This is a genomic window from Nitratireductor sp. ATLC21 (assembly GCF_057196525.1).
Map to the genome: position 1 here is coordinate 1,284,326 of NZ_JBXUOU010000002.1, position 15,033 is coordinate 1,299,358.

The 15,033-nt window shown below is 58.6% G+C and carries 12 protein-coding genes and 1 tRNA gene; 7 read left to right on the plus strand and 6 right to left on the minus strand.

Features of this window, described 5'->3' with window-relative positions; all coding sequences use genetic code 11:
• Nucleotides 1–67: 67 nt before the first annotated feature.
• Complete coding sequence (locus AC2CHD_RS13650) at nt 68–1,180, minus strand: pyridoxal phosphate-dependent aminotransferase (RefSeq protein WP_484554115.1); 1,113 nt, start codon at nt 1,178–1,180, stop codon at nt 68–70.
• 160 nt (nt 1,181–1,340) lie between these two features.
• On the minus strand, nt 1,341–2,462 hold the full coding sequence (locus tag AC2CHD_RS13655; protein WP_484554116.1) for a porin: 1,122 nt from the start codon (nt 2,460–2,462) through the stop codon (nt 1,341–1,343).
• Between the two features lie 495 nt (nt 2,463–2,957).
• Between AC2CHD_RS13655 and AC2CHD_RS13660 the strand changes: the two genes are divergently transcribed.
• From AC2CHD_RS13660 to AC2CHD_RS13670, 3 genes are all read left to right on the plus strand, one after another.
• Nucleotides 2,958–3,048, plus strand: a tRNA-Ser gene (locus tag AC2CHD_RS13660).
• 161 nt (nt 3,049–3,209) lie between these two features.
• Complete coding sequence (locus AC2CHD_RS13665; RefSeq protein ID WP_484554117.1) at nt 3,210–4,349, plus strand: porin; 1,140 nt, start codon at nt 3,210–3,212, stop codon at nt 4,347–4,349.
• A gap of 400 nt (nt 4,350–4,749) precedes the next feature.
• Nucleotides 4,750–5,685 (plus strand): tyrosine-type recombinase/integrase, encoded by a 936-nt coding sequence (locus AC2CHD_RS13670; RefSeq protein WP_229447413.1) that lies wholly within the window; start codon nt 4,750–4,752, stop codon nt 5,683–5,685.
• Between the two features lie 72 nt (nt 5,686–5,757).
• On the opposite strand, the gene AC2CHD_RS13675 is transcribed toward AC2CHD_RS13670, so the two are convergent.
• Nucleotides 5,758–6,645 (minus strand): alpha/beta fold hydrolase, encoded by an 888-nt coding sequence (locus AC2CHD_RS13675; protein ID WP_484554250.1) that lies wholly within the window; start codon nt 6,643–6,645, stop codon nt 5,758–5,760.
• Nucleotides 6,646–6,805: 160 nt separating this feature from the next.
• Nucleotides 6,806–8,881, minus strand: coding sequence for a lytic transglycosylase domain-containing protein (locus AC2CHD_RS13680; RefSeq protein WP_484554118.1), 2,076 nt, complete (start codon nt 8,879–8,881; stop codon nt 6,806–6,808).
• A gap of 233 nt (nt 8,882–9,114) precedes the next feature.
• On the opposite strand from AC2CHD_RS13680, the gene dapA reads away from it, so the two are divergent.
• Nucleotides 9,115–9,996 carry a 4-hydroxy-tetrahydrodipicolinate synthase gene (dapA, locus tag AC2CHD_RS13685; RefSeq protein WP_229447410.1) on the plus strand — a complete coding sequence of 294 codons (882 nt, stop codon included), beginning with the start codon at nt 9,115–9,117 and terminating at the stop codon, nt 9,994–9,996.
• 120 nt (nt 9,997–10,116) lie between these two features.
• Nucleotides 10,117–10,590: an SsrA-binding protein SmpB gene (gene smpB, locus AC2CHD_RS13690; RefSeq protein ID WP_484554119.1), complete on the plus strand. Its 474-nt coding sequence runs from the start codon at nt 10,117–10,119 to the stop codon at nt 10,588–10,590.
• Nucleotides 10,591–10,622: 32 nt separating this feature from the next.
• On the opposite strand, the gene AC2CHD_RS13695 is transcribed toward smpB, so the two are convergent.
• Entirely contained in the window at nt 10,623–11,288 is a 666-nt protein-coding gene (locus AC2CHD_RS13695) for a uracil-DNA glycosylase (RefSeq protein WP_484554120.1), read from the minus strand.
• Entirely contained in the window at nt 11,285–11,875 is a 591-nt protein-coding gene (locus AC2CHD_RS13700) for a LabA-like NYN domain-containing protein (RefSeq protein ID WP_229447407.1), read from the minus strand. Before AC2CHD_RS13700 ends, AC2CHD_RS13695 begins: the two co-directional genes overlap by 4 nt.
• A gap of 296 nt (nt 11,876–12,171) precedes the next feature.
• On the opposite strand from AC2CHD_RS13700, the gene rpoZ reads away from it, so the two are divergent.
• Entirely contained in the window at nt 12,172–12,570 is a 399-nt protein-coding gene (gene rpoZ / locus AC2CHD_RS13705) for a DNA-directed RNA polymerase subunit omega (RefSeq protein ID WP_229447406.1), read from the plus strand.
• A gap of 133 nt (nt 12,571–12,703) precedes the next feature.
• Nucleotides 12,704–14,956, plus strand: a complete 2,253-nt coding sequence (locus AC2CHD_RS13710) for a RelA/SpoT family protein (protein ID WP_484554121.1) — start codon at nt 12,704–12,706, stop codon at nt 14,954–14,956.
• Nucleotides 14,957–15,033 lie beyond the last annotated feature (77 nt).

Below are 15,033 nucleotides of genomic sequence, written 5' to 3' on the forward strand. Positions count from 1 at the left end.
GATTGCCCCCACTTTCACCCTTTTCCCGCAGGACTGAGAAGTTGCCGGTCCATGGACTTCGGCGTTCTCAGATCCGGTTGTGCGCCGCCTTCAGCGCTTCGGCGAAAGCCTCTTCGAACACGTCGATTTCATGATCCGGGCCGACGCTGACGCGTATGCAGCGGTCGAGCCCCGGTGTCGCCGGCTTGCGCACAAACACGTCGCGTTCAAGCAGTCCCTGCATCACAGCCTCTGCGATTGTCTTGCCGCCGCAGTCGATGGCAACAAAGTTCGTGGCTGATGGGATTGCCACCAGTCCATTCGCCGTGGCGATCGCGGCGATCCGGTTCCTGCATGCGTTGATGCGATCAAGCGTTTCGTGCAGATAAGCCTTGTCCTGCAGCGCGGCGAGGCTCGCCGCCTGAGTGATACCCGGCATGCCGAAATGATTGCGGATCTTATCGAATGCCCGGATGGTCTCAGGCTCTCCGATCGCGTAGCCACAGCGCATGCCGGCCAGCGCGTAGGCCTTGGAGAAGGTGCGCATGCGCAGGACATTGGGCCGGTCGGGCTCGAAACGGGGCAGAGCATCTGCCGGTGCCGTTTCTCCATAGGCTTCGTCGAGGATCAGCATGCTGGTTTCGGGCAACGATTCGATGAATTGCTGAATATCGTCCGCGCTCCACCATGTGCCCATCGGATTGTCGGGGTTGGAGAGATAAACCAGTGGCGCATTTTCGGCGATCGCGGCATCGCGCAGACCTTCGAGGTTTTCGTAATCACCTGCGTAGGGAACGGTTACCAGCCGCCCACCGAAGCCGGCCACATGATAATTGAAGGTCGGGTAGCCGCCGAGCGATGTGACGACCGGTGTCCCTGGCTCGATGAAGAGGCGAGCCACAAGGCCCAGGAGCCCATCAATGCCTTCTCCCACGACGATATTCTCCGGCTTGACACCATGCTCTTTGGCCAGGGCAGCGCGCAGATCGGCGCTTTCCGGGTCGCCATATTTCCAGACATGGTGTGCCGCGCTCCCAATGGCGTCCAGAACGCGGGGAGAGGGGCCGAAACCGTTCTCGTTTGCACCGAGCCGGGCGCGAAAAGGGCGGCCGGCGGCACGCTCCTGGGTTTCCGGCCCCACAAAGGGCACGGTGGAGGGGAGGGAGTGCGCAAGCGGGGTAAGCGGTGGGCGTCGTGTCATAGGCCGTATCTGGTCTGTGCTTTCTCTGATTGAACGCGGCGACCCTACATCAAGCCCGGCAAGTGTGAAATCGCCTTTGCAGCGGTGAGCAAAAACAGCGCGCATAAAAACGGGGCCCGGCTGATGCCAGGCCCCGCTTCAAGCTGTACGGCTCTTCTGATTAGAAGTCGCGCTGGAAGCGCAGGAAGCCGTGCCACTGGTCCGGATCGGCGACGCCATCAACAACGCCGTCGAACTTGGTGTAGTTGACTGCGAGCTTCGCGTTGAAGTTCTCAACGATCTCGTAGTCGATGGTCGTTCCGATGTTCCAGGCATTGACGTCAGTGAACACAACGTCGTGACCGACTTCGCTATAGTACGCGCCACCAAGAGATGCGGTCAGCTTTGGCGTAGCCTTGAAGCCGATAACGCCTGCGAGCGACCATTCTGCACCCGGCATAACTTCCACGCCACCGTAGACGACGTCGGCAATGCCGTCGAACGGGTTGGCCGAGTAGAAGCTCACGCCGCTTTCGTACTGCGCCAGAGCCTGGATGAAGAAGCGGTCGGTGAGGTTCGCCTTGACGATACCCTTGATCGCGAATTCTTCAGCCGTTGCATCGTAAGCGGCATAGAGGTCTGCGGAGCCCCAGCCCTGAGCGATGCCGACCTTACCGACGACGTTCGGCGTCCAGTCGTAGTTGTCATCAGCTTCTTCGAGCATGACGGCGAAGGTGACGCCATTGCCAGCTGCGAAGTTGTAGCCGATGAAGTGAACGCGACCATACGGGAAGTAGCCGCGGTCCTGCTCGCCATGGAGGCCCGTGTCCCAGATCGAGTCGGACATACCCATGGAGAGGCCGCCGAGCGAGATCACTGCCTGCTGCAGGTTCACACCCGAGCTGGTCACACCGTGCGAGTAGGCATCGCCGTCGTTCAGGCCAACGGTTGCATTCGCGTCGCTGTTGGAGCTCGTGCCACGGAACTTGATCCATGCGCCAAGCGTGCCGTACTCGGTCTCGGAGCGGGCGTCGATGTTCAGCTCACCGCGAGCATACTTGTCCCAACCGTCCTGCTCGGAGAAGTCGCCATCACCATAACCGATCTGGTAACGGACCATACCGCTGATGCGGAGGCAGGTCTCGGTGCCGGGGATGTAGAAGAAGCCTGCGCCGTAGACGTCGCAAACGCGGACATATTCCATCGGCTCCGGCTCGGGGACGACGATCGGGTCGGCCGCCTTGGCGCCGGTCGCAGCAGCTGCGAGAGCTGCGGAGCCAATCAGAAGGCTCTTGAGTTTCATGTTCTGACCTCCAGTCAAAGTTCTAAATGCGGGTCTGGGTATTTTGCTGAAGGACAGCGTTCCCTGCCCCATCCCCAAGAAAAGAAAAGTTCGCGCTTTCGCGCCCCCTTTCCGAGCCTGACATTACTCATGGGGACGCCAGGTTCAACCGCGATTACGCGGGCAGCACCCCTTGCGGTCGTCTATCCGGAATGGCTGTTGCACAAATGACACGATCTGAGCCGCCGGGTAAGTCTTTCTTAACATTTGGGAGCCGGATAAGGGCATAACCAACACGTTTCGAGCGTGGCTTTTACCGTAGCTTTGCGGCGAATCGAGCTTTTTCAGGTGGGAATCATCGCCTGAACGCCTGGCTCGCCTCCAGGGTGATTCCCACCGAGCTATCGGCTTCTTTGGCGCGTGCGCCTGGCGCGGCACATTTTCCTTATAATAAAGCATCGAATTTCGAATGCCGTATTGATTGTGCCGTCGCTTTTCTTTATCCAGCGTCTCGCCGGAGAGGTGGCCGAGTGGTCGAAGGCGCTCCCCTGCTAAGGGAGTAGACCTCAAAAGGGTCTCGTGGGTTCGAATCCCATCCTCTCCGCCATTCATTTCCTTCAGAGTTTTTCAGAACCGAGTGGCGGCGAGCCGGCCGTGCGCTCTGCGCCTTTCATATTATCCATACTTTTCAATAGTTTAGTCGAATTTCGACGGCAATCCAGGCGCTCACATCACTGATTTTTCATGATTCTGACTGGAGGTCAGAACATGAAACTCAAGAGCCTTCTGATTGGCTCCGCAGCTCTCGCAGCTGCTGCGACCGGCGCCAAGGCGGCCGACCCGATCGTCGTCCCCGAGCCGGAGCCGATGGAATATGTCCGCGTTTGCGACGTCTACGGCGCAGGCTTCTTCTACATCCCCGGCACCGAGACCTGCCTCCGCATCAGCGGTATGGTCCGTTACCAGATCAACTGGGATGAGAACGACGACGGCTGGAAGAAGTTTGCACGCGCAGAAGTGAACTTCGACGCTCGTTCCGAGACCGAGTACGGCACGCTTGGCGCATTCATCAAGCTTCGTGGCGACAGCAACCATACCGGCTATGCTCCGGATTCTGCTACTCCGTGGCTGACCACTGCTGGTCCGCTTCCGGCTGCCGGTGTCAACGACGGTGACGCTCTGTCGCTCGGCGTTGGCTCCAGCCTCGGCCTGCAGCAGGCAATCATTTCGCTCGGCGGCCTCTCCATGGGTCTGTCTGACACGCTCTATGATGCGGGTCTGTCCGGCGAATTCGATAGCGGTGGTGGTGATCGCGTTCACTTCATCAGCTACACCTTCGCAGCAGGCAATGGCGTAACCGCCACGCTCGCTCTCGAAGAGGCTGACACGAACTACGACTACACCCCGAACGTCGTTGGTAAGGTCGGTATCGCTCAGGGCTGGGGCTCTGCTGACTTGTGGGCAGCTTACGATGCCACCGCAGAAGAGTTCGCTCTTAAGGCTATCGTGAAGGCCAACCTCACCGACCGTCTGTGGGCAGAGGCAATTGCCACCTACGAAAGCGGCATCAACTTCTACTCGACCGATCCGTTCAACGTGACTGGCACGGGCATCCCGTCCACGATCCGTTTCGGCTCGGAGTGGTCGATCGGTGGTTTGATCGGTTACAAGTTCACGCCGAAGCTGAAAGCGTCTATCGGCGCTCAGTACTATGACAATGTCGGCAACGACTTTGTCTCCTCGCTCGCAGGTGGCGACGTGAACTTCCTCAGCGCAGGTCTCACGGTTGACTACGAGATCGTTGAGAACTTCAACACCAAGCTCGCTGTCAACTACGGCAAGCTCGACACGCCGGCTGGCAACGAAGACAACTGGAGCGGCTTCATCCGCTTCCAGCGTGACTTCTAAGAAGTCCGGCTAAGACTACGAAACCCGGCAGAGCAATCTGCCGGGTTTTGGCTTTGGAGGGCTCGTTGGTAGCGGGCGCGTCAAGCGCGAATGCTTCGGGTGACAGGGTTTAACGAGACCTTCAGCCAGGCTCTTTCGAGAGCGAGTTTTTCTTTTTTTTGAACACTCCATGGAAGGAGAAACCATTACCCGCCGTCAGGGGCTCATTAGGGCGGGGCCATAAGTAAGTGTAAAAAAATGCTTTTTTTTCTGGACTGGCCTAAGTTGCGAGTGCTAGTCCCCTTCGTTGGGGACAATAATAGCTTGGGGAACTCGAGAATTTCTATCTCGGAGGGGTGGTTCACAACTCAGAATTTTACCGAACACGCATTTGACAAAAACGCCCAGGACGTGACCTGACATGGGGGCGGTCAACAGTCCTGACAGCGAGTGGGGCCTTTCCAGGTCTCGCTACTCCGTCACGTTCGGTAACGAGCATTTACGTCTCGTTTCTGAGTATAGTTTAAAAGAACTCTTCGCAAAGTATGGAGACATACTTTGGGAACCTGGCACGCATAAATATAATGTCACCTTCTTCATCGGAGAGCTGGACGAGCTCTTGTTGGGGAAACGATTCAGCGCGTTCGAGCAAAGCCTGCTCGATGAACTGATCGGAAAATTGCGCGCCCGCGGAAACAGCAACGCGACCATCAACAGAAAGATGGCCGCGCTTAGCAAGCTTCTGCGGAAAGCGCATAAGATGGGTGACATTCATAGCCTGCCGGAATTTCGGCGTCAGAAGGAGCGCTCTGGGCGTATCCGTTTCCTCTCCTGCAATGAAGAAGAGATGCTTTTTGCCGCGATTCGCAGGCGCAGCGAGGACGCCTGGCGGCTCTCGGTGTTTCTGGTCGACACCGGCTGTCGTCTTGGAGAAGCCATTGGTCTGACCTGGAACGACGTCAGCGAGGGGCGGGCGAGCTTTTGGATCACCAAATCCGCGCGTGCGCGCTCCGTTCCATTGACCAAACGTGCGCAGCAAGTGACAGACATCCCCAAAGATGGTCACAAGGGACCTTTCGCAATGCTGCGGCAGGCGCAATACCGCGTTATCTGGAATGAGGCTAAGGCGGAGGTGGGGCTGTCTCAGGATACCCAGGTGGTGCCGCATGTGTTACGCCATACCTGCGCGTCACGTCTCGTACAAGGTGGCATTGATCTGCGCCGTGTCCAGATGTGGCTCGGCCACCAGACCCTGACGATGACCATGCGTTATGCCCACCTGGCGACTGGTGATCTGGACCCCTGTGTCGGAGTTCTGGAGCGTTGTGCGAAATCCGGGACCACGAAGCGGGCTTAGTCCTGTTTTATGAGTCTGCGACGTTCATCAAGAAAAGACGAAGGCAGAAGAATGCCTTCGTCTCCTCCCAGTTTAGCGCGACCTCTCCGCACGTTTGATAAAGGCTGAGATTTCCTTCGGCAGATTCCCGGTTTCCAGAAGCGGCGCATGGCCCTGTCCGGGCACCACGATTTGCTGCATTGCCGGGTGCCGGGCGGCCATTTCCCCGAGAGTGCGGCTCGAGAGGAGGCGGGAGTTTTCTCCGCGAAACGTCAGGAGTGGTATGGCTGTCAGCCCGTCGAAAAGTGGCCAGAGTGTTGGCAAAGGCTTGTCCAGATCGATGGCCTTTAGCGGCTTCAACAGATTGGGATCAAAATCGGCGCGCAATCGCCCCTCTTCTTCCTTGTAAAGCGCAGCGGTGAAGCGCTCCCAGTCGCTGTCGTTTAACGCCGGAAAAGCCTCACCGTGCACGGATTTCTGGATTTCGATCGCTTCGGCCAGTGTGGCAGGGGCGGGAGCACGCTGAAGATAAGCGCGGATCTGGGCAAGACCATCTCCTTCCACAACGGGCCCGATATCATTGAGAATTGCAGCTTTGATGAGAGTGGGGCGCGTGCCTGCCAGAGCCATGATGATGAGCCCGCCCCGCGAGGTGCCCACGAATGCCGCGTGCTCCACCCCCAGTGCCACAAGCCCTGAAACGATATCGGTGGCCTCCACCGCCACGTCATAGCGCCGCCAATCCCGGTCGTAATCGGAAAGGCCACGCCCGCGATAATCGAAGGCAATAACTTTGCGCGCCCCGGCCCCTTCAGCAGAAAGTTTTTCTGCGAGTGCGTGAAAATCCCGGGCATTGCGTGTCAGGCCGGGCAGGCACACCACGGGCAGACCCGAATTGCCTTCGCCATAGACCCGTGCATGCAGCTTCAGGCCATCCTGTGCTGAATAAAACACATCGCGAAAACCGTTGTCAGCCACGATATCCCCCTTCGCCGGCCAGCACTGCCACTCTCAACCTGTGTGTACATAGCGTATTGGGACAGATCGGCCGAATTTATCTTCAATAGGCGTGGATCGAGGACGAAATGACCTGCGCTGCCGCAATCAACAGGCGGGCACGCGTGGCTGGGGCTGATGCGCCTTATCCCCCGGCTGAGAGGTCGGTGAGGACATCGAACCGACCGGTAAGCCGCATTTTATAGACCTGCAGGTTCTCCATCACCCTTTGAACATAGTTCCGCGTCTCCGAGTAGGGGATGCGTTCGATCCAGTCGACCACGTCCTCCACCGGCATTCCACGAGGGTCCCCATACCGCTCCATCCACTCACTCGCCCGGCTTGGGCCGGCATTGTAGCCCGCAAAGGTGAGGATATAGGAACCGTTGAAACGTGAGAGCTGCTCTTCCAGATACGCAGCACCCAAAGTGGCATTGTAGCTTGGATCCGTTGTAAGGCGCGCACGAGAATAGGGGAGGCCGCTTTTGCGGGCCATCTCCCGGGCTGTTGCAGGCATGAGTTGAAGCAAGCCGCGCGCACCGGCCGGTGAAACGGCAGCGGCATTGAACTCGGTTTCCTGCCGGGCAATTGCATAAGCGAGCGCCTGACGGGCGGAGGGGATGGCAGCGGTTTGCGGGATTGCACCCACGGGATGCGCCAGTGCACCGATCTCAAGTCCCCTGCCGCCGGCGATCTTTCCGACCCGCAGTGCTGTGGTGTAGTCGCCACGTGCCTCGGCCATCCGGGCAAGCAAGGTCAGTTCTCCCGGATTTTCAAGAGTTTCCGCGAGTTTCCGATAGAGGCTGCCCGCGCGCCACACATGGTTTGTCTGCTCTAGGCTTTTGATCGCCCGCACCATCTCTCGGGCGGAAAAATGGCGACGATCCTCATCCGACGGCTCCGGCGCCTCGGCGGCGAGCGTGGTTCGGCCAAGTCTGGCTGTCGCAAGCTGCCCATAAAACGTTGCGCCGAAGCGCGCCGCTTCTTCGTAATGGTCCGTGGCATCACCGGGCGCTCCCTCGTCCACTGCTCGCCCCAGCCAGTAATTGGCGCGCGCATTCGAGATCGGCCCCTCCGCGATAGCAGCGATCTTCGCAAAATGAGATGCAGCCTTCGCTGGATCTTTCAGCGCTCGCAAAGCATACCAACCCGCATGAAATTCCGCATCGGCGGCACGGGAAGGGCTCTCGGCAGAATGGGCAGCGGCAAGCTTGTAGGCCGTCTCGGCATCTCCGATATCCAGAAGTTCACGTGAGAGCACGCGCCTTTCCACCCACCATTCGTCCGGATCGATCAGGCTTTGGGCGTCCTGTGGCGCTGTCAGCATCAGCTTTGCAGCTTCATCGAACTGTCCGGCGCGACGCAGAAAGCGTGCTTTGGCAAAAATGTATCCAGCACTGCGCTCCGTCTCTGGTACGGCGTCGAGCAGGGCTTGAGCATTCCGATCGCCGCGAATAACCGCAGCCCATGCCTTGGCCAGCGCTTTGCCCCCGGCCAGCGGGGCAACGCGCTCGGCCGAGCGCACCCGCGCCTCATACAACATTCGCTCCATGCGGACCCTATGATCCGTTTCGGAAAGCAGGTCGGCAAAAGTGCTCAGAAAAGCTGTCTCGCTCGTGGCATCAAGCTTTGCCTCGCGCCAGAACCCGGCAACCAGCGCCCGTGCCTTCTCCTTGTTCCCCAGAGACAGATAGGACTGGCCAAGTGCGACGGTGCCTTCGAAAGTTAAAGGAACCGTGTCGCCGAGCAGGCTCACCACGACCTGCGGTCGTTGATTTTCGCGGTACAATGCACGCTCCGCATGCTCACGCAGTGTGAGCATGCCGGGCCAGTCCCTCAACGCCTTGGCGGTCGCAGCGATCTCAGCGCTCGAAAACGTTTCGCTCGCCGAAAGCGCAAGTGCCCAGGTCAGAATCCGTCGTTCGAGACTCTTCTCCTTCATGTGATCGCGCAGCCTGCGAGCGGTTGCAGGATCGCCGGCAGAAAGCGCATCGAGCCCCGCACTCAACGCGCGTTGATTGGCGGATTGTACGTCAGGAGCACTCATCACGTTGGGCCGGATGGCCGCTGCGTTTGTCAATGCATCGATAGCGGCAGCTGGCGTATTCACGGCATCTGGACGTGCGAACGGGATCGGGCCCATATCCGGAAGGGATTGAGCCTCGGCAAGGGGAGGAGCCGAGAGAAGAAGGAGCGAAACAAACGCTACCCTTATCGTCATACGCAAACGTCCTGAATATCGCAGCTGACAGGCCTCAAAATTGGTTGAGACCTGCTTTGTCTCTACAAGATGGCGCAGAACCCGCGGATGCTGGCGTAACACACCATCTTTGAAGGATTCTTGCGGGCAAGAGATGGCAAGACTATGGTGCGCCACCTGATCTTCGGTTAGAAGCATCCGGCGCCGGCTTTGGCTGGCAGCGCACCATCAATTTCATTCAGGAGTTCGACATTATGTTCAGGGGGTCTCTCACAGCGCTTGTGACGCCATTCGCCAAGGATGGCAGCCTGGACAAAAAAGCGTTTCGCGAACTCGTTGAATGGCAGATTGCAGAGGGCAGCAATGGGTTGGTGCCCGTGGGAACGACGGGCGAATCCCCGACACTCACGCATGAGGAACACCGCGAGGTTGTCCGGATTTGCGTCGAGGCCGCTCAGGGGCGCGTTCCGGTCATCGCCGGTGCAGGCTCCAATTCGACCCGTGAGGCAATCGCGCTGGCAAAGTTTGCCGAAGAGGTGAAGGCCGACGCGGCACTGGTGGTCACACCCTATTACAACAAGCCGACGCAGGCAGGGCTTTATGAGCATTTTGCGGCTGTCGCCCGTGCCACGAGTTTGCCCATTATCATCTACAATATCCCCCCGCGTTCCGTGATCGACATGACGCCGGAGACCATGGGGCGTCTGGCGAAGGACTTCTCCAACATTGTCGGCGTGAAGGATGCGACGGCGAAGGTGGATCGGGTCTCCGAGCAGCGCATGACCTGCGGCAAGGATTTCATTCAGCTTTCCGGCGAGGACGCGTCTGCCCTGGGCTTCAATGCGCATGGCGGGGTGGGCTGCATCTCGGTGACAGCCAATGTCGCACCGCGCCTGTGTGCCGAGTTCCAGGCGGCCACGCTCGCCAATGACAAGGAAAAGGCGCTTGAGTTGCAGGATCGGCTGATGCCGCTCCACAAGGCGATTTTCATCGAGCCCGGGCTTTGCGGTGCAAAATATGCATTGTCTCGGCTTGGCCGGGTCGAAAACACCGTGCGCTCGCCGCTTGTGCCGATCGAGGCCTCGACGGCAGAGCGCATCGACGCCGCCATGCAGCATGCAGGGCTTTTGAACTAACGCATTTTGCCGCCGCGCAGGGCACCTGGCGACGCACAAATGCGATGAAACGAACGGGCGGCTTTCTGTCGTCCAAGGGAAAGCGGAAGCGTTGCGGCGCTTCCGCCGCATTTGGAACTGATGGCAAAAGACAAGAATCCCAACGTCAAGACGATAGCCGAAAACCGTAAGGCGCGCTTCTCCTACGAGGTGCTCGACACACTGGAAGCCGGCATCGTCCTGACAGGAACCGAAGTGAAATCGCTGCGCGACGGGCACTCCAACATTCAGGAGGCCTATGCTTCCATCGAGGATGGCGAGTGCTGGCTGATCAACTCCTATATTCAGGAGTATTCCGCCGGAAACCACTTCAACCACGAGCCCCGCCGCAGGCGAAAGCTGCTTGTGTCCAAGCGCGAGCTGTCGCGCCTGGCCCAGTCGATCGAACGCGAAGGCATGACGCTCGTGCCGCTTAGGCTCTATTTCAATCAGCGTGGCCTGGCGAAACTTCAGATCGCCGTGGCGCGCGGCAAGAAGCTGCACGACAAACGCGAGACGGCCAAGAAACGCGACTGGAACCGGGAAAAAGCAAGGCTCCTGAAGCAGCACGGCTGAAGAGGCGCAGGGCGCCGCGCGTCTATCGGACTCTATTTGTCCAGAAACGCGCGTATATCACGGAAAACACTGACGAACATCTCTTCGGTCAGACGGCCGGTGTTCGTGTTGTAGCGTGAGCAGTGATAGCTCGAAAAAATCGAAAGTCCGGCAAGCTCCTGATGCCCGCCATGTGTGAAGGGATGGGCGGCAACGCGCCCGCCGAGCGCCCGAACGGTTGACTGATGGGCGATCACGCCAAGCGTGAGCACCACTCTGAGATTCTTGAAGCGCTTCAGCGTCGGCGCAAAAAAGTGCTGGCGGCAGGTGTTGATTTCCGACCCGACCGGCTTGTTCTCGGGTGGAACGCAGCGCACGGCATTGATGATGGCCGTATCAACGAGCGACAGGCTGTCATCCGGCCGGGCTTCGTAGTTGCCCTTGGCGAAGCCGAACGTTTTCAGCGTACTGTAAAGAAGGTCGCCGGCGTAGTCGCCGGTGAAAGGGCGACCCGTTTTGTTGGCGCCGCGAAGCCCGGGCGCCAGTCCGACGATGAGAAATGTGACGGCATCATCGCCTCCCTCGGGCAGGAAGGTGGGAACGGGCGCGTTGTGCCACCCGGGTTCGCGGGCGCGCCAGTCGGCAATGAACTGGTGAAGGCGCGGGCAAAGCGGGCAGTCGCGCGGCGGCTCGGTTTCACGCGCCGAAACAGGTGTCATAGATCGTCGAAGGTCTCGTCTGCGTCGTCTTCGGGTTCCACCTTGCGGGAAGGCCGTTCGCTTGTCGCACGGCCGACTTCGTCGCGCAATGACGAGAGATCGATGAAATTGTCCGCCTGCCGGCGCAGATCGTCGGCGATCATGGGCGGCTGGGACTGGATTGTCGATACGACGCTCACTTTGCGGCCCTTGCGCTGCAGGGCCTCCACCAGCGTGCGGAAATCGCCATCGCCGGAGAAGATCACATAGTGGTCGACCACGTCGCTGAGCTCCAGCGCGTCGATCGCGAGCTCTATGTCCATATTGCCCTTGATCTTGCGGCGCCCGGCCGAGTCGGTGAATTCCTTGGCTGGCTTGGTGACGACCTTGTAACCGTTATAGTCGAGCCAGTCGATTAACGGGCGAATGGAGGAATATTCCTGATCTTCCACAAGGGCCGTGTAATAGTAGGCCCGCAGAAGATACCCGCGCTCCTGAAAACTGCTCAGGAGCTTTCGATAGTCGATGTCAAATCCTAAAGCTCTCGACGTGGCGTAGAGGTTGGCGCCATCAATGAAGAGAGCAATTTTTTCCCGCGGATCAAACATCGACAATGTCCTGTTTCAAATAAACGTTCAGCGCTCAAATGAATGGCTTTGGGAGCGAAGCTGCCCGAGAAAGCCATCTCTTATGAGGAAATAGCGCTGGAATATGATTGTTCCAACGAATATATAAATTCGTTATAAATACAAGCGTGCGAGAGAGATGCTGCACGGTCACGCCCACGCCGCATTTCCGTGTTGATCGGAAAGTGAGTGTTGCGCGCTGGCCTTGAATTTTGGGGTGCGGCAGGCTATTGACGCGCTGGATTTCCTTGCAGATTTACGCATGAAAGGGGCACTGAATGGCCCGTGTGACCGTTGAAGATTGTATCGACAAAGTCGATAACCGCTTTGAACTCGTGCTTCTGGCTGGGCATCGGGCCCGTCAGATCTCGCAGGGCGAGGCGATCACCGTCGACCGCGACAATGACAAGAACCCTGTTGTCGCGCTGCGCGAGATCGCCGAAGAAACCCTCTCGCCTGGCGATCTCAAAGAAGATCTGATCCACTCCCTTCAGAAGCATGTCGAGGTGGACGAACCTGAGGCCGATCTTCCCGAGATCAGTGAACCGGCGGCAGCTTCTGTCGAAGGTGGTGCCGATCAGCCGGAAGAAGAGATCTCCTTCGACCGCATGAGCGAAGAAGACCTGCTGGCTGGTATTGAAGGCCTCGTTCCGCCGGAAAAAAGCGACGATTTCTGATCGATACGGATGTTCGGCGCGGCATTCTCTTCCTTGCCGAAACATTCCTGCCTATCTTAAACATGCGCCGTGAATTTCGCGGCGCATGTTTTGCTTTGCGTAGATAACAACAACAAAAACGAGGAAGCCGCCCATGATGCGTCAATACGAGCTTGTCGAGCGTGTCCAGCGCTACAAGCCGGACGTCAATGAGGCGCTGCTCAACAAAGCCTATGTCTACGCGATGCAGAAGCACGGCCACCAGCGCCGCGCCTCCGGCGACCCGTATTTCTCCCACCCCCTCGAGGTGGCAGCCATCCTCACCGACATGCATCTGGACGAGGCGACCATCGCTGTCGCCCTGTTGCACGACACCATTGAGGACACCAGTGCCACACGCGCAGAGATCGACGAGCTGTTCGGTCCCGATATCGGTAAGCTGGTCGAAGGGCTGACCAAGCTGAAGCGCCTCGACCTCGTGTCCAAGAAGGCGCATCAGGCGGAAAACCTGCGCAAACTTCTGCTCGCCATTTCGGAAGATGTCCGCGTCCTTCTGGTCAAGCTCGCTGACCGCCTGCACAACATGCGCACGCTCGATCATGTGCCTGAGCACAAGCGCCTGCGTATCGCTGAGGAGACAATGGACATCTATGCGCCGCTTGCCGGGCGCATGGGCATGCAGGATATGCGCGAAGAACTTGAGGAACTGGCCTTCCGGCATATCAACCCGGAGGCTTTCCGCGCGGTGACCGAGCGGCTTGCCGAGTTTTTCGAGCGCAATCGCGGTGTCATCAAGGCGATCGAAGAAGCATTGTCGCACCTCTTCGCAGAGCACCATATCGAATCGACTGTGAAAAGCCGCCAGAAGAAGCCCTGGTCGGTTTTCAGGAAGATGGAGACCAAGGCGCTTTCCTTCGAGCAACTATCCGATATTTTCGGTTTCCGCGTGCTCGTGAACGATGTGGAGGACTGCTATCGCGCGCTGGGTGTCATCCACTCCACCTGGTCGATGGTGCCAGGGCGTTTCAAGGATTACATTTCGACACCCAAACAGAACGATTATCGCTCGATCCACACCACCATTGTCGGGCCGTCCCGCCAGCGCGTCGAATTGCAGATTCGCACCTATGAGATGCATCGCATTGCCGAATACGGTGTGGCTGCTCATTCGATTTACAAGGACTTCGGTGGCAAGGTGAACGGTGCGGACCACCGCATCTCGCGTGATACCAATGCGTATGCGTGGCTGAGGCGCACCATTGAGGCACTTTCCGAAGGTGACACGCCCGAAGATTTTCTTGAGAACACCAAGCTCGAACTGTTTCAGGATCAGGTGTTCTGCTTCACGCCCAAGGGGCGGCTCATAGCCCTTCCGCGTGGCGCAACGCCCATTGACTTTGCCTATGCGGTTCACACCGAAGTAGGCGACACCTGCGTCGGAGCAAAGGTCAATGGCCGCATCATGCCGCTCATGACCGAGTTGAAGAACGGCGATGAGGTGGAGATTATCCGGTCCAAGGCGCAGGTGCCGCCGGCGGCGTGGGAATCGGTCGTGGTGACGGGCAAGGCGCGTGCTGCCATCCGCCGGGCGACCAGAAACGCGATCCGCAAGCAGTATTCCGGTCTTGGCGCGCGCATCCTGGAACGCGCTTTTGAACGCGCTGGGAAGGGCTTCTCCAGAGATGCCCTCAAACCGGTGCTTCATCGCCTCGGCCGTCAGGATGTGGAAGATGTACTGGCGGCGGTCGGGCGCGGCGAACTCTCCTCGCAGGATGTGGTGCGCGCCGTGTTCCCCGATTACAAGGATGAACGCGTGACTCAGGCTCCCAAGGAGCGCGAAGAGGGCTGGTTCAATCTGCGCAACGCGGCTGGCATGCTGTTTCAGATCCCCGGTCGCTCCTCACGCAAAGCCAAGCGCACCAAAGCCGGCGGAGTCCCAGTAGAAAAGGGAGCGGGCGGAGCCCTGCCTATTCGCGGCGTTTCAGGAGATCTCCCGGTCAGTTTTGCCCCGGAAGGTGCAGTTCCGGGAGATCGTATTGTCGGCATTCTTCATCCCGGTTCGGGCATCACCATTTATCCCATACAGTCACCTGCGTTGACCGCATTCGATGACCAGCCCGAACGTTGGATCGATGTGCGCTGGGATATCGACGAGCACATGAAGGAGCGTTTTCCGGTCCGCATGTCCGTGACAGCGATCAACGAGCCGGGTTCTCTGGCTGAGATTGCGCAGGTGATCGCATCGAATGACGCCAACATTCATACATTGGCCATGGAGCGAACGGCTCCGGACTTTACCGAAATGCTGTTCGACCTGGAGGTGTGGGATTTGAAACACCTGACACGTCTCGTCTCACAGCTGAAGGAGATCAGTTGCGTAAGCGACGCCCATCGGGTGAATGGCTAGAAAACCCTCAGACGGAAGTTCTATCTGCTTCGCGACTTGGTCTGATCGGAGTGCTGTTTCATCCTAAATGAGTAGCC